Origin of the sequence: Lentibacillus persicus, from assembly GCF_900112705.1 — a bacterium.
GTDB classification, from domain to species: Bacteria; Bacillota; Bacilli; order Bacillales; family Amphibacillaceae; genus Lentibacillus; species Lentibacillus persicus.
Genome location: NZ_FOMR01000003.1, coordinates 132,911 through 152,863, shown reverse-complemented (window position 1 = coordinate 152,863; position 19,953 = coordinate 132,911). Strand labels below are relative to the sequence as shown.

Sequence of the window (19,953 nt, the reverse complement as noted above, 5' to 3'; positions counted from 1 at the left end):
TTTTATGGGGATCTATCAGTTTGAAGATTTAAAACGCTATAATCAAATATTGCTTGTAGCGGGCATCATAATTATTGCCTTTAACCTGCGTGCAGCCATTACATCTGTTGGTCCGCTGGCGAACGTTATCGGGGATGACCTTAGTCTTTCCAGCTGGAGTTTGGGAATTTTAACCAGTCTGCCGCTTGTGGCTTTCGCGGTTATGTCTCCGGTTGCTCCTAAACTGGGAAACCGGTATTCCAATGAAATTGTGCTGATTAACGGTATGGTCGTACTTTTTATTGGCATATTGGCCCGTTCTGTGCCGATGCCGTTTTTTCTTTTTGGTGGCACATTACTGATTGGTCTGGGGATAGCGGTTTCGAATGTATTATTGCCCGGTGTTATAAAAGAAAGGTTTCCGAACCGTGTGCCGCTTATGACAAGTGTTTATTCAGTTGCCATGGGTCTTATGGCTGCCCTTGCCTCTGGTGTCAGTGTTCCGCTGGCAAATCGCGCCGGTCTCGGCTGGGAATGGTCGCTGGCCGTCTGGGCAATTCCGGCGCTTGCTGGTGCTGGCATTTGGTTTTACTTTGTCAAACGGCGAGAGGCTGCAAACGAAGTGAGTGTGCATTACATTGCAGCCAGTGACGTGCGTATGTGGAAGTCGAGGCTCGCTTGGGAAGTTGCTGTATTTCTTGGCTTACAGGCATTTTTATACTACGTCATCATCGCGTGGCTCCCGGCGATCGTCCAGGATTATGGTGCAAGCAGTGGCACGGCGGGTTGGATGCTGTCGTATGCACAATTTATCGGGTTGCCGGCAAGCCTATTGCCTATTGTTGCCGGAAAGCTTAAATCGCAAAGCGTTTTGACAGCTGGTATCTGTCTCTTAGCGGCAGTAGGGTCTGCCGGCCTGCTCATTGGCCAGTCCCTCGTCATGATGACAGTAAGTGTCACATTACTCGGCATCGCCACTGGTGCACTGTTTCCATTAGCCCTTTCGTTTTTAGGAATGCGGACTGGAGACGCACGGCAAGCGGCAGAGTTATCTGGTATGGCCCAGGCACTCGGCTATTTTCTGGCTGCCTTGGGGCCGATTATGATCGGTTCATTAAATGATGTTACTTCAGGCTGGCAGACACCGCTCATTGTACTGTTGATTGTGTCAGTGCTTATGGCGATTGTCGGTTATGGCGCCGGCAGGAATCGAACGGTAGAGGATGAATTCAAAGATATGTCGCATCGGGAAAAGGAACAAAAAGAAATGAAGGAAGCGCCATAGGAGTGACACGATAGCACCGTGTGACTAATACCTTGAGGCCAATAATATTCTGCACGACTGTATCAGATAGTAGCACAAATAAAAAGCGGCTGCTAATTCAGCAGCCGCTATTATCAACCGTTTAACTTCCTGTGTCGCGGTAGCCTGTGTGTGCTTTAACCTTAACTTCAGCATAGCGTTTCGAGTCTGCTTTGCCGGAGAGTATAGTGCCAAGGTACCCGCCAAGAAAGCCTAGTGGTACTGAGACAAGCGCCGGGTTGCTGAGCGGGAAGATCGGCTCCCCGACAAATAATGCCGCCCCTGCTTCCGGTGAAAAGACACTCGGGCTCATGGAGACAAGAACAAGCGCCGAAATCAGCCCGGTTAAAAGCGCCGAAACCGCACCAGTTGTGTTAAAACGCTTCCAATAGACGGTATAAAGAATGACCGGCAAATTGGCGCTGGCGCCGATACAGAAAGCGAGCGAGACAAGAAATGCCACGTTCAGATACTGTGCAAACAGCGATAATACAATCGATAAAACTGACACAGACAGAGCTGCATAGCGTGCTGCCAGCATTTGTTGCTTATCAGATGCCTGACCTTTCTTAATGATTTGTCCGTATAAATCATGCGCGAATGCCGAGGCACCTGACAAAACAAGCCCGGCAACAACAGCCAGAATAGTCGCAAAGGCCACAGCGGAAATGAACGCAAACAGGAATTCACCGCCGATTGCTTCTGCCAGAAGTGGTGCCGCCATATTTCCGCCGGGGTTGGCTTCTCTGATGGTTCCTTCACCGACAAAAATGGCTGCCCCGAACCCGAGGAACAATGTCAGAACGTAGAACGCACCGATAATCCATGTTGCAGTAACGACTGATTTGCGGGCTGTTCTGGCATCTTTAACCGTGAAAAAGCGCATTAAAATATGCGGCAGTCCGGCTGTACCAAGAACAAGTGCAAGCATCAATGAAATGGTATCAAGTGGATCTGTATATTTGAGGCCCGGGTTCAAATAATCGGCTCCATGCGATGTGGCTGTTTTTGCCTCTTCGAACATCGCCATTATATTAAAATTAAAATGCAACAGCACGAGGAATGACAAAATCAGCATGCCCGCCATCAGAAGGACGGCTTTGACAATCTGGACCCAGCTGGTGGCGACCATTCCGCCGAACAACACGTAAATTGTCATCATCACCCCGACAATGAGAACGGCTATCGTATAAGGAATATCAAACAATAACTGGATAAGCGCCCCTGCCCCGACGAGCTGGGCAATCATATAAAACAATGAGATTGTAATCGTGCTCAATGCTGCTGCGCCTCTGATTTTCTTGGCGTCAAATCGTGCATTAAGCATATCGGCAATGGTGTATTTGCCAAGATTTCTCAGCGGTTCTGCAACCAAAAATAATACGACAAGATAAGCAATTAAAAACCCGATACTGTAAAAGAAGCCGTCAAATCCAAACAGGGCAATCGATCCGGCAATTCCAAGGAACGAAGCGGCCGATAAGTAGTCACCTGATATAGCGAGGCCGTTTTGAAAGCCGGTCAGCCCCCCGCCCGCTGTATAAAAGTCACCCGTTGTCTGTGTTTGTCTGGAAGCCCAGAACGTGATGCCGAGTGTCAGGGAAACGATAATTAAAAACAGAACAATGACTGTAGGACTCATGAGGCTCTCCCTCCATCCCCATTATCAATTTGATCCTTAAGAATCTGATCCGCCTGTTCATCAAATTTGGCTGCTTTTCTGACGTAAATTGTACACAGCACCCATGTCATCACAAACTGGGCAAAAGCAAAAATCCATACCCAGGAAATAGGACCAATTATCGGTGTGTTTAAGAAAGTGGTATACGATGTCAATACTGGCAGCAAGAAATAAAATATCAGGAAAAATATCGTATAAGGTATCACAAACTTTTTCTTGTTTTCGATAAAGCTATTAAACTGCTCGCTCTGCTCAATTTTTTCAAAGTCAACCGTATCATTGGCTTGGCTGTCTGTTTTAAATTCATTAAGAGTACTCATATAAACCTCCCCATGTTACATGAAGGGGTGCCGCTTCATGGGGCAGTTCCCAACGAAGAGGACCCCGGATCATGTTATTTTTCCATTGTTGACAGATCCCCTGCCGGCTCATCAAGCTCCCATGCTTTTAAGACACGGCGCATGATTTTGCCGCTTCGGGTTTTCGGCAGGTAGTCGCGAATTTCAATTTCCCGCGGTGCAGCGTGCGCAGCGAGTCCTTTTTTGACAAACGAACTGAGCTCCTGCTCCAAATCATCACTTTTTGAATAACCATCCTTAAGTGCCACAAATGCTTTGATAATGTGGCCGCGGACTGGGTCCGGTTTTCCAATAACAGCAGCTTCTGCGACAGATGGGTGTTCGACCAGTTTACTCTCAACTTCAAATGGTCCAACGCGCTCGCCTGATGTGGTAATAACGTCATCATCACGCCCTTCGAACCAAAAATAGCCGTCTTCATCTTTGGAAGCGAGGTCTCCGGAGTAAAACCAACCTTGAAATGGAAAATATTTTTGAAATCTTTCCTCGTTATTCCAGACGGTCCGCAGCATTGAGGGCCATCCGGATTTAATGCATAATTTGCCCATTTGACCCGGTCCAAGTTCATTGCCTTCATCATCCAGTATTGCCGCTCGAACGCCGGGGAACGGTCTGCCCATTGAGCCTGGTTTCATTGGCATGGCAGGATAATTGGCAATGATCACGCCGCCTGTTTCGGTCATCCACCAATGATCATGGATCCGCCTGTTATAGGTGTCCATGCCCCAATGAATCACTTCAGCATTTAACGGTTCGCCGACACTCAGTATATGTCTGAGTGAACTTAGATCAAATTTTTTAACCGCTTCATCACCGGCTCCCATCAGCTTTCGAAAGGCGGTCGGCGCACTGAGCCAGACGGATACCTGATATTTTTCGATCGTGCCGTACCAATCTTCCGGACTGAAGCGTCCGCCGCGCACCAGATTGGATACGCCATTCAGCCACGGCCCGAAAATGCCATACGATGTGCCGGTCACCCATCCGGGGTCTGCTGTGCACCAGTAAACGTCATCTTCTTTTAGATCCATCACCCATTTTGCTGTCTGGTATTGTTGAACCATGGCGTTATGAACGTGCAGTACACCTTTTGGCTTTCCGGTTGAACCGGATGTGTAGTGGAGAATCATGCCATCTTCCCGGTCAACCCATTCAATTTCCAAGTTGCGTGAGGCTTTTTCCATCTCCTGTTCATACCTGAAAAACGTGATGTCGCCTTTGTCTTCAGGGGCGTCCCCGTCCCCGACAAGAATAATATTTTCCAAATTCGGCAATTCCTTATACGGAACCCGGTCTATTAGTGAAGGAGACGTAATTAAGACACTCGCTTCACTGTTCTCGAGACGGTCGCGGACGGCCTGTTCCATAAAAGCTTCAAACAATGGTCCGGTAATAGCCCCGATTTTCAGCGTGCCTAATAAGCTCACATAAAGTTCGGGTGAGCGCGGCAGAAATAGGAAGACCCGGTCCCCTTTTTTGGCTCCAATGCTGCGCAGTACATTTCCAAACTTATTTGTCAGAAACTTCATATCCTGAAATGTATATGTTTCATCCCGTTTATCATCGCTGTAGTAGAGTGCTACTTTGTTCCTGCGCCATGTTTCGGCATGTCGGTCGATCGCTTCATATGCCATGTTCACGTTTCCTGTCTCATGCCAGGAAAAAGCTTTTTCGACTTCATACCAGGAAAAGTCAGCTCGGGCTGAATCATAGTCAGCCATATTGGCCTGCTCTTTTTTTGGAGCTATTGTATCAGTTACCACTTTCATTCCCCCTCACATTAATTGTCATTCTCATTCGAACAGCCCAACAAGTTTGTTTGGCCGAATGAAATCACCTCCGTAAACTGTAAGCGCTTACGATATAGTATAAGCAATAACCGGAGCGTTTGAGGGAATTTTTGTGCCAAATGTAGTTTGCCATGTCTGAAAAGTTAAAATTAAAAGGTGAGTGGCTAATTTTTAAACATCTCGAGCAAAAATTTGCGTGCTGATCGACTGACCGGTAGTGTTGTTTGATTTTTGTCCTTGAGGGTAAGATTGTATGCGCCATTGAACCAAGGGGTAATCTCTTTGACATAATCCAGATTAACCAGATAGCTGCGGTGCGTCCTGAAAAAAGCGAATCCTTTCAGTCTATCTTCAAGTTCCTGCAATGTCATCCGACTTTCGATCACTTCGTCGTGCGTATGGATTTCCAACATGCGGTTGGACGGCATTGCATAATAGATTGAATCCGGTGAAAGGACCACCATGCGTTCACCATCATCAATAAGCAGTTTTTCCGGGGTCTGGCCGAATTGTGTTTCAATCTGTTTGTTCCGTTCCGTCCCAGATTGTGCCATTTGTTTTCGAATACGCTGCATGGTCTTTTGAAAACGGCTGTCATCATACGGCTTCAGCAGGTAATCGACCGCTTCGATTTCAAAAGCATCCATGGCATAATCATCATAAGCGGTTGTAAACACAAACAGCGGTGGCTGGGCATAGGCCTTTTCGACAATTTCTTTTACAGCGTCCACACCAGTCATTCCGGGCATTTGCACATCGAGAAATATCACGTCCGGTTCGTGCGCCACATATAACTCAACAAGCTGATGACCCGTTTCAGCGCTGGGGCAAAGCACGATATCACGTTCTTTCTCCAGTAAATAAACCATGTCTTCCCGTGCCAGCTGTTCATCTTCAGCAATCATGGCATGTATTGTTTTCATCATCATACCTTCCTTCTTAAAGCTCTATTAAAATGATTGTTGATATTACCGCAAAACCCTTAAACAGCGAACTAGTCAGTGCTTGTCCACCGCTCCGGAAATACACGTGGGTGCTCGTCGTGTTGCAAAGTTTCATAGACTGGTCTTTAATACTCCTGTCGTGGTATTGTAAAGTATACTTCGCTTCCGCTTTCGGGCAAGTTGCTTATATGGAGGCGGGCGGATTCGCCGATTAAACTGATCAGGCGCTGGTTCACATTATACAACCCGGCACCGCTGCTCTGTCTGTTCGTCATTGATGTCTTACCCGCTTCCTCGAGCAATTCTTCCGGAAAGCCGGCACCATTGTCACTCACTGCAATTTTTATCGTGCTGCCTTCATCTTCAATGAGCACAGTTACTTCACCGCCGCTGGTGACATTTTTTAGACCGTGTTTAATACTGTTTTCCACCAGCGGCTGAATTGTTGATGGCGGAATCTTTGCCTGTAACATATCGTCAGGAGCTTTGAAGTGAATTGTCATCTGACTTGAAAAACGGGCCTGAATGATTTCAACATATGCCTTAACGTGCTGGTATTCCTTTTCCAGTGGAACGAGTGAATCCTTCACCAAACCGATATTAAAACGCATGTAATGTGCCAGGTTCACCGTGATGTGCCGTGCCTTTTCGGCATCTTTTCGGAAAAGGGCTGCAATCATATGAAGCGTATTGAACAGAAAATGCGGGTTAATTTGCGCCTGTAAATTTCTCAGTTCGGCATCACGTATATGCTTTTTTAATTCTTCGGTGGCAATCGTGTCCAGCTGATTAGTGATCAGCTGTCCGAGCCCCTTGGCGAGAACACGTTCAACCGGGCCAATGTGCTGAGCTTTTTCAAAGTAAAACTTAATAAGACCGGTCGCTTCCTGAGAGTCAATAATTGGTATAAAAATCGCTGCTTCAAACGGACAATTTTTATAACGGCATTGGATTTGGTCCGGTGAATAGGCAACCTGCATCTGGCGCGATTCAAGTGCCTGGTAGGACAGCGACGTAATGATTTCGTCGCCTTCCTGATGGTGATCAGCCCCCCGTCCTTTATGTGCCAGCACCTTACGTCCATCGGTGACAGCGACTGCAGCAAGATCGAGCCGGTCGTAGAGCAAGTCGGCAATGCCTGCTGCCATCTCACGCGGGGCGTTGCGCTTGCGTAAAAATGGCAGTGCCTCTTCGGCGATTGTGAATGCTTGTCTCGTAGCAAGCGCTGCTTCGTTTTCCTGCTCTTTAAGCACAATGCCGACCATCGCTGTAAAAATGGCGATGGATATACTGTTTGATAATACTAAAGGCAAACCGATTGTATTCACGATTGTGATCATCTCTTCAGAGTCCGGCTCAGCAATCAGCAGCATGTGCATCTGCAATACAGGCGGGAACACACCGATAAAAAGTGCTTTCATTGGTGCAATGACCCGTTCATTTGAGAAAAAGTGTGTTGTCCATCCTGCCAATAGCCCTGTTATCGGATTGACGAGGCTGTTCGCAGCAACCCCTAAGCCACAGAGGAAAAACAGGTGAAGACCGGCAATTATGCCCGCTCCAAATCCAACCACAGGTCCGCCCAGCAGGCCGGCAATTACAATTGGGACAAGGCTTAAGCTGGCGACCATTTGATTATCACCTACGGGTGTCAGTACGAAATTCCCACCCGTAACCATGCCATCTTCAATTACAATGCCTGTAATAGTGCCGGCAATCCCAAAAAGGCCAAAAACAAAGGCGTGAACGATAAGCATTTTCTTGCTGAATTCACGGTCAAGGAGCGACCTGAAACCACGGGTACGTGTCAAAACAAAGGCGATAAGCAGCAATAGACCAAGTCGTTCAAACAAAATCAGTGTCAAATCTTTCATCAACTGCTGTCCCTCGTTTCAATCCCGGTCTGTGACTTGATGAAAAACCGCCGGAATTCCGCATAGCTTTGGATTGTTGACTGTGTTAAAAGTGAGCCAACAACCGCTCCCAAAAACCCGATCGGAATAGCAATAATACCGGGATTAGCTAAAGGCAAAAACGGCTCATGTGCGATCCAGCCGCTGACCGGATTCATAATGTGCGGCCCAAGTAAGAGCAGCACCAGTGAGGCTAACAGTCCACTTGCCATTCCCGTTATCGCTCCTTTTTCAGTGAAGCGTTTCCAATAAATCGTAAACAGAATGACCGGCAGATTGCTGGATGCTGCTACAATGAACGTTAATGAAACCAAAAACGTTACATTAATATTCTCGAGTCCCAATGCAAATAATGTGGAGATAAGTCCAACAACAAAAGCTGTCCATTGAGCTGAACGTATCTGGTTTTTTTCAGATGTCCGGCCCTTTTTAATAATATGAAAATAGACATCATGTGAAAAAGCGGTTGTTGCTGAAATAACCAGACCGGCAACAACAGCAATAATCGTTGTAAAGGCAATCGCGGCGATAAAAGCCATCAGGAAGTCACCGCCCAATTCTTCTGCCAGAAGCGGTGCAGCAAGATTCCCGGTTGGATCAACCCCGGCTAATTGCTCGTAGCCAATCAGCGCCACAGTCCCAAGACCAAGAATAAGTGCGGTAATATAAAATGCGCCGATAATCCAGCTGGCAGTCAAGAGCGACTTGCGCACTTCGTGTGTGTTGCGCACCGTAAAGAACCGTATTAAAATGTGCGGCAGCCCCGCCGTTCCAAGAATTAAAGCAAGATGCAACGATATACTTTCAAGCGGGTCATCATAAAGATTGCCCGGCAGGAAAAACTGTTCACCGAGCGGGGTGCCGGTTTTCACATCGGCAATCAGCGCCGCTACATTCCAGTCAAATCGCGCAAACACAATGAGCATTAATAGAAACGTCCCTGACATGAGAACGACTGTTTTTACAATTTGCACCCAGGATGTGGCAAACATGCCGCCAAACACGACATAGATGGTCATCAGACTCCCGATAACCAGGACAGATGTTGAATAATCGATATTTAAAAGCAGCCGCAGCAACAGGCCGGCAGCAACCAGCTGTGGAATCATGTATAAAATGGAAATAATCAATGCCGCAATCGCCATCGTCCAGCGCATGCGGTTGCCCGGGAAGCGCGAACAGACCACATCTCCCAGCGAATATTTGCCTAAGCGATGCACCGGTTCAGCAATAAAAAATAATACAATTAAATAAGAAACCAAAAACCCAATCGCATAAAGAAACCCGTCATAACCGCTGATGGCGATCGTTCCGATAATCCCAAGGAAGGACGCCGCGCTGATATAATCTCCGGCAATGGCCATACCGTTTTGAATCCCTGTCAAACTCCCTGCAGCCACATAAAACTGATTCGTCGTTTTACTTTGCTTCGCGGCCCAATATGTAATAATCAACGTGCACACAATGATGCACAGAAAAAACAAGAAATAAGTTAGGTTCATGGTCCCACCTTCTTCGGAGTGCTCCGGATTATATATTCATTATTATTCTATAAATTTAAAATTTAACAAATACGGCTGTATGAATCGTACCGCAATTTCAATCTGTTTTCAATAATATGAAATGGGGTATGGCAATGTATACTGGGAAAACATTATGCGAATAAGAACTTATAAAGGGGGGATCGGTTTGGAAAAGTCTATTACGGTCGGCGTCGTCCCGGCTCCTGAGCTGCCGGAAGAAATTGCTTATAAATTGATCGATGGTCTTACTGAAGCCTTTAGTGAAAACATTGATGACGACGTCGATTGGAAAGCTCATGTCTACCCTGATCCGCTGACCGGCGCTGCTGAAAATGTCGATCAACTGATTGAGCGGGCTGAGGCCATTAAAGAACCCAACGAATGGGATTATGTCGTATGTCTTACAGATTTGCCCATTTTCTCCAAAAGAGGAGTGGTACTGGCAGATGTAAATGACAAACAAGGCGTTGCTCAAATATCTGTGCCGTCTTTTGGGTTTCCACCGATGAAGAACAGGATTAAATTGGCGATTATTCAGGTTGTTGGCGAGTTATACTACAGGGTGAACGGTAAAGATATTGGAAGCAACAAAGACACGAGTAACGAAAATCTATTAAGACGGCGTTTTCTTTATTCACCCGTCCGTAAAATAACGCCGCCGGATGGAATTGAAAAGTCAGATGTCCGTTTTATTCTCAGACCAAGACTGTACGGACGGCTTAAGCTGTTACTTGGCATGACCCATGCGAACAAGCCCTGGAGCATTATTCCATCATTCAGGAACGTGATGGCCATTGCTTTTGCAACCGGATCATATGGTCTTATTTTTCCAACACTTTGGCGTCTCAGTGCGGCTTATGAGTGGCCGCGTTTTATAATTATGACAACAGCAGCAGTTTCAGCTATGATAATATGGATAACAATTGCACATAATTTATGGGAAAAACCCAGTGAAAAAAGTCATCGAAAACTTCGCTTGCTGTACAACACAACCACTGTAATGACGCTTGCTATAGCGATTGGTGTCTATTATTTCCTGTTATTCATAATGTTTTTGCTTGCGGTTGCCTTTATTGTCCCGCCGGATATTTATGGTCAATTAGTTGGTCTCGAATCTGGTGAAGTCTCCATTCGTCACTTCTTTCAACTGGGCTGGCTTGCGACCTCCGTTGCAACGGTTGCCGGTGCGATTGGTTCCGGTCTTGAAAGTGACGAAAAAGTCCGGAATATTATGTATGGCTACCGCCAGCAGCAACGTTATGAACAAATGGATTATTATGGAAAAGATGAGAGTGAGGATAAGTGATTCTGCTGTCAGAAAGGAGCGGCTGTCCTTGATTGAAGTTTATACAGATGGAGCATCCAGCGGCAACCCGGGCCCGAGTGGCGCTGGCGTTTACATTAAGGCTTACGGGCAAATAAAACAGTTTTCATTCCCGCTCGGCGTCATGTCCAACCATGAGGCCGAGTTTCACGCGGTTCTAAAAGCTCTCGATATCTGCATGAACCATTTTTCAGGCGAAATTTTATCATTCCGTTCAGATTCAAGGCTCGTTGTTGATGCGGTCGACAGCGGCTTTACGAAGAACCGGGCATATAAACCATTGCTGTCTGCTATTGAAGGAAAAGCAGACAGTTTTCCTTACTTTTTTATTAAATGGATACCGGATAAGCAGAACTCGAACGCAGACCAGCTTGCCAGACAGGCCATCTTGATGAATGAATAGAGGGTTCGTAATAGTTAAATCAGTTTTTGGCTGAATGGCAAAAAGAGCTTAATGCCGCGCTTATTCCCCGGGACCAGTCGCATATCAGCAAGCAAGTGACTCGCATACCCCAATACCAGCGCCCAAAACAATCCCTCCAACGCAAATCGTTCATTGATATAGAACGCAATGACAGCAAAAAATAACAGGCCTGCGATTGAATGGGTGTAACTTCGGTGACCAACCAGTGCCGCAGCAGCTACATAAATGCCCGACAACCACACCCAGACTTCCGTCAAGGCCACACCCGCCGCGATAATAGCCACCCCGCTTATGAGCAGCATCAATTTTTGGGAAAACTTAGGTGCAATCACTAACAGGAAGATACCAAGTGCGAGGCCGACGTACATTGCATAGCCTTCTAAACCAAACCACGCATAAGCCCCTGCCAGAATACCGACAGTGCGTACAAACCCCTGAATCATTTTATGGGATAGTGAGATTTTGTTCGCCAATTTTCCGGCGGTATCGAGATCGGGCACTAAACCGGCAATTACTCCCGCACTCATTAATATAGCTGTGTCCACCGGCTCCATACCGATAGTCTGAGCAACAGCAACCCCCGTTCCGGCACCGAGGACTGCGTGGATTTTTCCATCCATATCAATTCTCCTCTAAAGCTAGTTAACACCGCTATTATACAGCATCAAGCGCCGTTTGTGCAGTGTTCTTCATGGATTATACTCTCACGTTTAAAAGTGATAGTTGAACGATGTAATTTTAGCACTTTGTATTATTTATTAATCCTTTTGCAAAATATATATTGCAAAAAGACACCCATTTGCATATAATTAAAGCTAAGATAATGTGTGGAGGCGATAGAGATGTTTTACCGTAAACGGAATACAAAAGACGAGCGCATCACTATAATCGAAAATAAAATTTATCGGGAAATTTACATTCTTGTTATGGCGATTTGCCTTGTCTCTGTGGGAGTTAAGCTTTATATGCACGGAGTCCGTCTTGATAATGTTTTGACTGAGTGGATTATTATTATTGCAGGCGGCGTTTATCATTCATACCGGTCTGCAACATTGGGGATTTTTTCCGATGAAGTGGAGATGCATGATCGAACGAACAGCATGTCCAAGGAGAAGAAAAACCTTCTCATAGGAATGGGTATTGGCGTCGTGCTGGCGTGTTACTTCGGCCTCCGCAGCGCAATTCTATATGGAAATGGCGGTATAGACAGTGTTTATACATTTCTTCTGGTTTTCTTTGTGTCTTTCCTGATCTACATTCCGTTTTTTGTGCTGGTGTCGACCATTAGTTTTACAATCATGAAAAGGAAGAGCGATAAGGCCGTCGCTAAACAGTTGAGTGAACAGGAGGAAGCTGGTGACGACGATGAAAAACATTAAGCTAAAAATGGCCAGAGCAGAGCATGATCTATCGCAAGAAGAATTGGCGAAACAGGTTGGCGTCTCCAGGCAAACGATTGGATTGATTGAACTCGGCAAATACAATCCAACGCTCAGTTTATGCAAATCGATTTGCAAAGCATTATCCAAAACGTTGGATGAATTGTTTTGGGATGCCAATGAATAGATATGGCGTGTTTGTCTAACGGGATTGATTTTCGCCTTTCCTCCTGACCGGTTCCCCAACAGGGAGTTACCAAAATAGGTTCTTAGGCATAGGCTGAGATTGGAAGTATTTCACCTATATAGAGGAGGACTTTTCTGTTATGACGATGCAACTGGCAGAAGCGGACTGGTTGGAGGGTTTAATCGAGTGGACGGTCCAGTGCGACCGAATGATGGATTCATTAGAATCGCGTTCAGATAAACTATCTGATACGACGATTGATACGGGTGCGTGGCAACTCCGTTTTCGCGAACTGGGCGAAATGGCAGAAGCGTACCGTGAGCGCTTGCTGCAGGATGAGGAAACAGCTATTACGGCGGATGAAATGGAATTATTGAATGAAAAAGCACACCAGCTCAGAAGTGAACTTGTTCAATTGATGGCGGAAAACGGTTCGGAGGAGCTTTTGGAAGACAATGAACGAAATGCGGATGATGAGGAACGGAAGTCCACAACAACTGTCCCAATCGGCGGGCACACCCTGCCGCCGCTTCCTTATGACTATAATGCGCTGGAACCGCATATCAGTGAGGAAATCATGCGGCTGCATCACGCCAAACATCACCAAAGCTATGTGGACGGCTTGAACAAGGCTGAAAAAGAAATGCAGAAAGCGCGTGAAACCGGTGATTTTTCACTGATCCGCCATTGGGAAGGCGAAGCAGCATTCAATGGTGCTGGACACTACCTGCACACGATTTTCTGGGAAAATATGAGTCCGAACGGCGGCGGGAAACCCGGAGGCGAAATTGCAAAAGAAATTCAGCGCACATTTGGCAATTTCAACCAGTTTAAAGCGCATTTCTCCAAAGCAGCCGAAAATGTCCAGGGTGTGGGCTGGGCTTTGCTCGTCTGGTCACCGCGCTCACACCGGACCGAAATCCTGCAGGCTGAGAAGCATCAAAACCTTTCCCAGCAGGATGTCATCCCGCTGCTCGTCCTTGATGTCTGGGAGCATGCGTATTATTTACAGTATTATAATAATCGTAAAGACTACATCAAGGCGTGGTGGAACATCGTCTGCTGGGACAGTGTAAATAGACGGTTTAACGAGGCGAGAAAGGTCAAGTGGCAACCCTATTAATGAGCTGAACCATCAGAGCGATCGAGGTGCCGATCAAATCGATCGAGAACAGCATCAGAACAATCGACATGCCGGTCAAATCGATCGAGAGCAGCATCAGAACGATCGCATGCCGGTCAAATCGAGCGAGTATCACATCCTTAAAAAGAAGCCGGGACATAACTTATTTATCAGATATAAAAGACGAACGATAATCAAGGTTAGCGGAGGAAATATGCGGAGACTCCTGCGGGAAGAGAGGCATAGGTGAGACAACGAAGTGCCTTGGCACAAAGCAAGACTTCATCGAGTATGCTTCGACCTGCGAGGAGTGCTGCATCACAGAAAAACTTGCAACACGACGAGCACAAGTTGGCTCAACAGCCGCCCGCGGAAAGCGAAGCATATTTCCGGAGCGGTGTATTCCGCTCCCTTTCCTAATATCATCGTTCGTCTTTTCTTTTAATTTTAAACCTTTTGTCCCAGCCTTTTCCATACTATATCTTCCATACAATATAAGTTGCGCCGCTACTTTTAAAGAGCCATTGACCAACCAATCACATCAACGTCTGGAACCACACCCCCATGCCGGTTCCGATATAGTTTCCGATAATGTAACCAAGCGTCCCAACCAGTAAAATCGGCACAATCAGTTTGTTCCAGCCTTTTGCAATCGCCATCGCTGCAGCTGTTGTCGGTCCGCCGAGGTTTGCATTGCTGGCAAGCACCACTTCCTCCAGATTAAATTTGAATAACTTACCGAGCACAAGTGAGAAAAGCAGATTGAACGACACAATAATCAGCGTAAATACGAGCAAAAGCGGTGCGTTTGTCACAACCACTGCAATTGACGCAGGGACACCGATGACCACAAAGAATATGTAAATCAGGAATGTCCCAATTTCCTGCGTTCCCCTGATATTTTCAAAGTAATTCGGGAAAGCGACAACAACGAGAACGGTCAAGGTTGTTAACACAAGATATTGGTCACCGATAATCCCGCCCAGTACTTGAAAGAAAATGTTGGTATTCGCTCCAGCCGGAATGATACTGGCAAAAAAATCAGCCAAATTGAATGAAACCGCCACAAGGACAAATGCAGAGGCCACGCTTGCGGCAATATCTTTCAATGATATTTCTTTTCGCTGCCAGAACGTAGCTGCCTGTGTTTCACCTTCATTACCGGCTGTTTTCGCTTCGACTTCTTCAACATGCGGTGTCTTGAATTGCTTCCGGAAAAACCCGATGGCCGGGATAGCCATCAAAACGAAAAAGAACAGCGCCATCATGGCGTTATCAGCCACTACGAGCGCCGAAACGAGCTCCCCCGGCGCCTCGAACTTAGAGGCCATGGCTGCAAGGTTCACACTCCCGCCGGTGTACGACCCCGCCATCATCGCCCCCAGTTTATCCAAGTGCGGGATGACCTCCTTAAGCAGCGTAAACGAGACAATGGTGCCTGCCACAGTTCCGATTGCGCTCAACAGGAAGATCGCCAGCATTCGGCCGCTCTCCTGCCAAATTTTTTTAATGTTGGCCTGGAATAAAAGAAGTGGAATTGCGAGTGGCACAACATAACTCCAGACAGCATCATAGACACTTGATTCGAGCGGTATGATGTTGAAATTCGCAAGCAGCATAGCACCTATCAGCGCGATTATGGCACCTGACATCTTGGAAGCCCACGCGTACTTTTGCTCCAAATATATACTGACCGCTGCCCATCCAGTCAAAAACGCCCAGAGCGCCCACGTGTTGTCCGGTGAGATTAACGATGTATCCAATTTAGTTCACCTCGAATTTGTATTAAAATATAAATGCGTACCCTTACTTTACCAAACCTTACAAGAGTATGAAAAAGAGAGTATTGTAATAGTCGTACATATTTATGTGCTGTGATTGTGGTAAGGTGGTGTTAATATAAAAATATTTACAATGGAGGGGTTTCTATGCAAGAAATAAAAAATGCAATATCTAAAGATGAGCTTATAGAGGATTTACACAAATTCAGAGAAATACTAAGAGGACAACTTGCAGCAGAAACACCGTTTTCGTATAATCATGGGCATATTGCTGGCGAGTTGTCAGATGTTTCACGCGTCATTGATATGTTAACGAAATGGGGAGAAAAAGAGAGAAATTTATTTTAACAGAACCAGAATTATCGGAGGACAAGGATACTATGAAAAAAGATATACACGTTGTCGGTGCAGTGATTATAGCAAACAATCAAGTTCTATATGCGGAAAGAGGACCTTCCATGGAGTTACCGTATTTTTGTGAATTTCCCGGTGGGAAAATTGAACATGGTGAGACACCTGAAGCAGCATTAAAACGGGAAATCGATGAGGAATTGTGTTGTCAGATTGAGGTTGGTGAGCAGATTGAGCATACCGTTTATGAATACGACTTTGGTGTCGTTCATCTAACAACTTACTTTTGTGAACTTCTACAGGGATCTCCTGTAAACACAGAGCATCATGCTTTTGGATGGGTATCTCAAACTGAGTTAAGCGATTTAAAATGGGCACCAGCAGATATTCCGACAGTTGAGAAAATAGAATCACTGGATTTGATTAACTAACTATAACAAAGGTAATTTGATTTTAAAGGTGTGATTATTTGTTATACGAAGGTATATATGAAGAAATTATCACTAAAGAAATAAAACAGTCTTTAGAAAAACTTGAGGGACAGGATTATGAGATTGGAAGAGAATCACTTGATGTTGAAGAGGCTCAGAAAAAGTTAGCAGCTTATATTTCTGAGATTACCAGAAAAGCTCTATATTTCATACGGGATAAACATGATAAAAAAGATGACCGGGGAGCGTTATTAAAGCAAATCCAGGCCAGCAATGCTCTCATCCATAAACTTAGTGAGCTGTTGCCTGAAGGGGATTTCAAACGGTTGGAGTTGGATCAAGAGGGCGAAATCCTAACCTCCATTTATTCCAGACTGAATAATGTTCGAAGTGTTAAAGATGAAAATCCTGTGCGCCCGGTAACACCAATTTCTGAAAGTTCGCTTTTCACTGGTGCACAAGCTGAACCCAATATGATAAACGAGCTTAGAAATGAGATTCTATCTTCTGATCAAATTGATATGCTTGTATCATTTATTAAATGGAGTGGCATCCGTGGTATCATGCCAGAATTAAGAGAGTTTACCGAGAAGAAAGGTGGTAAACTTCGCATTATCACGACGTCGTATATGCAAGCGACCGATTACAAAGCCATTATGGAGTTAAGCCAATTGCCAAATACAGAGATTAAAATCTCTTACGACGTAGAGCGAACAAGGCTTCATGCTAAAGCCTATATGTTTAAGCGTGATACGAATTTTAGCACAGCCTATATTGGGTCATCTAATTTATCTAACCCAGCGTTGACATCGGGTTTGGAATGGAATGTGAAAATAACAGAAAAAGATTCATTTGATGTGATGCGAAAAGTTGATGCGACCTTTGAAACGTATTGGAATAACGAAGAGTTTGAATCATTCTACTATGAAAAAGAGGACGATCATGAGTATTTAAAATCGAGTTTAAGTAAAAAAGAACAAGATAATGAACCGATCCATTTTTCATTTGAAATAAAGCCGTATTATTTCCAAAAAGAAATCCTTGAAAATCTTGATGTTGAGCGGAAGGTTCATGGTCAATATAACAATTTGCTGGTTGCGGCAACAGGAGTTGGCAAAACGGTTATTTCTGCGTTTGATTATAAACGATTCGTTCAAGAGAATGGGGCGCCACAACGCCTGTTGTTTGTTGCCCACCGGGAAGAAATTCTAAAGCAGAGCCTTGATACATTTAGGGCGATTATGCAAGATTTAAATTTCGGTGATTTATTAGTTGGGCCAAATCAACCAGAAAGTATTGAACATCTATTTATTAGTATTCAGAGCTTCAACAGCCGCAAGTTATATGAACATACGTCTTCCGATTATTACGACTTTATCATTGTTGATGAATTTCACCATGCTGCAGCGGATTCATATCAAAGGTTGCTACAATACTATCAACCAAAGGTATTACTTGGTTTAACAGCAACACCAGAACGGATGGATGGTAAAAGTATACTCCCCTATTTCGATGATCGCATTGCGGCCGAAATGCGACTAACCGAAGCAGTTGATCAGAAGTTATTAAGCCCATTTCAATATTTTTGTGTAACGGACAGTGTTGATTTATCACAGGTTACTTGGCGGAATCATGGATATGATGTACGCGAGTTAGAGAACTTATATACGAGTGATACAATGCGCGCGCAGCAAATTTTAAAGAGCGTTAAATCATATGTTACTGATTTAGATCAAGTAAAAGGTTTAGGCTTTTGTGTCGGTGTTAAGCATGCCCGGTTTATGGCTGATTTCTTTAATCAACGAGGGGTTGCATCAATTGCCTTGCACGGTGATTCTGATACGAGAACGAGAGAAACGGCTAAAAAAGAATTAGAATCAGGTTCTATTAAATTTATATTCGTCGCTGATCTATATAATGAAGGTGTCGATATACCGGCTGTCAACACGACGTTGTTTTTGCGTCCAACTGAAAGTCTAACGGTGTTTTTACAGCAACTCGGCCGTGGGCTGCGCCTGTATGAAGACAAAGAATGCTTAACAGTTCTTGACTTTATTGGACAGGCACATAAAAATTATAATTTTGAAGATAAATTCCGGGCACTTGTTGGCAAAACAAAACATTCGATAAGGCACTATGTTGAGAATGGCTTTAGTTCATTGCCTCGAGGTTCACTCATTGTAATGGAAAAACAAGCAAAGAACTATGTATTGCGGAATGTTAAGCAATTAAGCAATCGCCGTAGTCATATGATTCAGAAGCTAAAGGATTTTCAGTTTAATTCAAATCAGCCGTTAACCTTGAATAACTTTTTAGCGTATTATCAACTATCTATCTATGATTTTTATGGCAAAAGTGGTGACCGTTCATTTAGTCGAATACAAGTAGAGGCTGGCATTAAAGAGGATTATTACTTTCAAGATGAAAAAATGGTCACAAAACGGTTGCCAAATCTCTTTTACTTAAATTCAAAGACGTTACTTGATTTTTATTCACTCTACTTGACTGATTTTGCTGTGCGTAGTGAAGAAGAACGACTAATGGCTAATATGTTTTACTATTCGTTTTATCAAAAAGCACCACAGGAAGAGGGTTTTGACTCCATTGAATCAGGGATCAAGTATATTATCAGTGTTCCTGAAATAAAGGAAGAGATAATACAAATCTTGGATTATAATCGGCAGCATTTAACAGAAATGGAGTTTATGCATGATTTAGAATATCCGTCCCCGTTACGTGTTCACGCAAACTATAATATTAATCAAATAATGGCAGCGATGGATTATTATAATGAAGATAAAGCCCCGAATTTCCAAGAGGGTGTTAAACATTTCAAGGAAAAAAATACAGATGCGTTCTTCATAACGCTAAACAAATCAGAAAAGGATTTTTCACCGTCCACATTATATGAGGATTATGCAATCAATGAGCAATTATTTCATTGGCAGACTCAGAGTACGGTGACACCAACGAGTCCGACTGCTAAACGCTATATCAATCATCGAGCAAATAACCACCAAATTATGTTATTTGTCCGTGAATATAAGAAAGAAAATGGATATACATCACCTTATATATTTCTTGGAACGGCAGATTATGTGCAGCATTCAGGAAGTAAACCGATGAATTTTGTTTGGCGTTTACGTCGTGAAATGCCACCAATGTTTCTGCCAAAAGCGAATAAGAATGTGTTGTAGTATCAAAATAAAAACTGGCTGGGACATAACTTATATATCCAATATAAAAGACGAACGATAATCAAGGTTAGCGGAGGAAATATGCGGAGACTCTTGTGGGAAGAGAGGCAAAGGTGAGACAACGAAGTGCCTTGGCACGAGTTGGCTCAACAGCCGCCCGCGGAAAGCGAAGCATATTTCCGGAGCGGCGTGTCCCGCTTCCTTTCCTGATTATCGTTCGTCTTTTCATTTATCTTTAAACCTTTTGTCCCAGCCTCATTTTAT

General features: G+C 44.7%; 19 protein-coding genes. 9 read left to right on the top strand and 10 right to left on the bottom strand.

The genetic code is table 11. The features are described 5' to 3' along the window. The first annotated feature begins 4 nt into the window (after positions 1–4). On the top strand, positions 5–1,264 hold the full coding sequence (locus BMZ22_RS05150) for a CynX/NimT family MFS transporter (protein ID WP_090082578.1): 1,260 nt from the start codon (positions 5–7) through the stop codon (positions 1,262–1,264). A gap of 121 nt (positions 1,265–1,385) precedes the next feature. On the opposite strand, the gene BMZ22_RS05145 is transcribed toward BMZ22_RS05150, so the two are convergent. From BMZ22_RS05145 to BMZ22_RS05120, 6 genes are all read right to left on the bottom strand, one after another. Continuing rightward, positions 1,386–2,924, bottom strand: coding sequence for a solute symporter family protein (locus BMZ22_RS05145; protein WP_090082573.1), 1,539 nt, complete (start codon positions 2,922–2,924; stop codon positions 1,386–1,388). Beyond that, complete coding sequence (locus BMZ22_RS05140; protein ID WP_090082571.1) at positions 2,921–3,283, bottom strand: DUF485 domain-containing protein; 363 nt, start codon at positions 3,281–3,283, stop codon at positions 2,921–2,923. Before BMZ22_RS05140 ends, BMZ22_RS05145 begins: the two co-directional genes overlap by 4 nt. A gap of 74 nt (positions 3,284–3,357) precedes the next feature. Further along, positions 3,358–5,091, bottom strand: a complete 1,734-nt coding sequence (acsA, locus tag BMZ22_RS05135; protein WP_090082567.1) for an acetate--CoA ligase — start codon at positions 5,089–5,091, stop codon at positions 3,358–3,360. Positions 5,092–5,276: 185 nt separating this feature from the next. Then, positions 5,277–6,035: a LytR/AlgR family response regulator transcription factor gene (locus BMZ22_RS05130; protein ID WP_090082564.1), complete on the bottom strand. Its 759-nt coding sequence runs from the start codon at positions 6,033–6,035 to the stop codon at positions 5,277–5,279. 146 nt (positions 6,036–6,181) lie between these two features. Further along, positions 6,182–7,930, bottom strand: coding sequence for a LytS/YhcK type 5TM receptor domain-containing protein (locus tag BMZ22_RS05125; RefSeq protein WP_090082559.1), 1,749 nt, complete (start codon positions 7,928–7,930; stop codon positions 6,182–6,184). Continuing rightward, positions 7,930–9,471, bottom strand: coding sequence for a solute symporter family protein (locus BMZ22_RS05120; RefSeq protein ID WP_090082555.1), 1,542 nt, complete (start codon positions 9,469–9,471; stop codon positions 7,930–7,932). The genes BMZ22_RS05125 and BMZ22_RS05120 overlap by 1 nt, the downstream gene beginning before the upstream one ends. A gap of 187 nt (positions 9,472–9,658) precedes the next feature. Here BMZ22_RS05120 and BMZ22_RS05115 point away from each other — a divergent pair, with 187 nt between their 5' ends. Next, positions 9,659–10,798: a hypothetical protein gene (locus tag BMZ22_RS05115; RefSeq protein WP_090082552.1), complete on the top strand. Its 1,140-nt coding sequence runs from the start codon at positions 9,659–9,661 to the stop codon at positions 10,796–10,798. Positions 10,799–10,826: 28 nt separating this feature from the next. Next, positions 10,827–11,219 (top strand): RNase H family protein, encoded by a 393-nt coding sequence (locus tag BMZ22_RS05110; RefSeq protein WP_090082549.1) that lies wholly within the window; start codon positions 10,827–10,829, stop codon positions 11,217–11,219. 14 nt (positions 11,220–11,233) lie between these two features. Here BMZ22_RS05110 and BMZ22_RS05105 read toward each other — a convergent pair whose 3' ends face one another. Beyond that, positions 11,234–11,860 (bottom strand): metal-dependent hydrolase, encoded by a 627-nt coding sequence (locus BMZ22_RS05105; RefSeq protein WP_090082546.1) that lies wholly within the window; start codon positions 11,858–11,860, stop codon positions 11,234–11,236. A 222-nt stretch (positions 11,861–12,082) separates the two neighbouring features. Here BMZ22_RS05105 and BMZ22_RS05100 point away from each other — a divergent pair, with 222 nt between their 5' ends. The 3 genes from BMZ22_RS05100 to BMZ22_RS05090 all read left to right on the top strand — a co-directional run bounded on the left by BMZ22_RS05100 (position 12,083) and on the right by BMZ22_RS05090 (position 13,929). After that, positions 12,083–12,619 (top strand): DUF6773 family protein, encoded by a 537-nt coding sequence (locus tag BMZ22_RS05100; RefSeq protein ID WP_090082542.1) that lies wholly within the window; start codon positions 12,083–12,085, stop codon positions 12,617–12,619. Further along, a complete protein-coding gene (locus tag BMZ22_RS05095) occupies positions 12,606–12,806 on the top strand; it encodes a helix-turn-helix transcriptional regulator (RefSeq protein ID WP_090083133.1) in 201 nt (66 codons plus the stop codon). The genes BMZ22_RS05100 and BMZ22_RS05095 overlap by 14 nt, the downstream gene beginning before the upstream one ends. Before the next feature lie 139 nt (positions 12,807–12,945). After that, positions 12,946–13,929, top strand: a complete 984-nt coding sequence (locus tag BMZ22_RS05090) for a superoxide dismutase (protein ID WP_090082538.1) — start codon at positions 12,946–12,948, stop codon at positions 13,927–13,929. Here the strand turns inward: BMZ22_RS05090 and BMZ22_RS16740 are convergent. From BMZ22_RS16740 to BMZ22_RS05080, 3 genes are all read right to left on the bottom strand, one after another. Continuing rightward, a complete protein-coding gene (locus BMZ22_RS16740; protein ID WP_143069961.1) occupies positions 13,910–14,089 on the bottom strand; it encodes a hypothetical protein in 180 nt (59 codons plus the stop codon). The two genes, BMZ22_RS05090 and BMZ22_RS16740, sit on opposite strands and share 20 nt — an antisense overlap. 3 nt (positions 14,090–14,092) lie before the next feature. After that, positions 14,093–14,404: a hypothetical protein gene (locus BMZ22_RS05085; RefSeq protein WP_090082535.1), complete on the bottom strand. Its 312-nt coding sequence runs from the start codon at positions 14,402–14,404 to the stop codon at positions 14,093–14,095. A gap of 61 nt (positions 14,405–14,465) precedes the next feature. Then, on the bottom strand, positions 14,466–15,692 hold the full coding sequence (locus BMZ22_RS05080; protein ID WP_090082531.1) for a DUF819 family protein: 1,227 nt from the start codon (positions 15,690–15,692) through the stop codon (positions 14,466–14,468). Between the two features lie 165 nt (positions 15,693–15,857). Between BMZ22_RS05080 and BMZ22_RS05075 the strand changes: the two genes are divergently transcribed. Genes BMZ22_RS05075 through BMZ22_RS05065 form a run of 3 tightly spaced genes read left to right on the top strand, consistent with a single transcriptional unit; the run spans position 15,858 to position 19,689 of the window. Continuing rightward, positions 15,858–16,058, top strand: a complete 201-nt coding sequence (locus BMZ22_RS05075) for a hypothetical protein (RefSeq protein ID WP_090082527.1) — start codon at positions 15,858–15,860, stop codon at positions 16,056–16,058. 32 nt (positions 16,059–16,090) lie between these two features. Next, the gene (locus BMZ22_RS05070) at positions 16,091–16,492 is read left to right on the top strand and encodes a (deoxy)nucleoside triphosphate pyrophosphohydrolase (protein WP_090082523.1); all 402 of its coding nucleotides are present in this window, start codon (positions 16,091–16,093) and stop codon (positions 16,490–16,492) included. A gap of 38 nt (positions 16,493–16,530) precedes the next feature. After that, on the top strand, positions 16,531–19,689 hold the full coding sequence (locus BMZ22_RS05065; RefSeq protein ID WP_090082519.1) for a DEAD/DEAH box helicase: 3,159 nt from the start codon (positions 16,531–16,533) through the stop codon (positions 19,687–19,689). Positions 19,690–19,953: the final 264 nt, after the last annotated feature.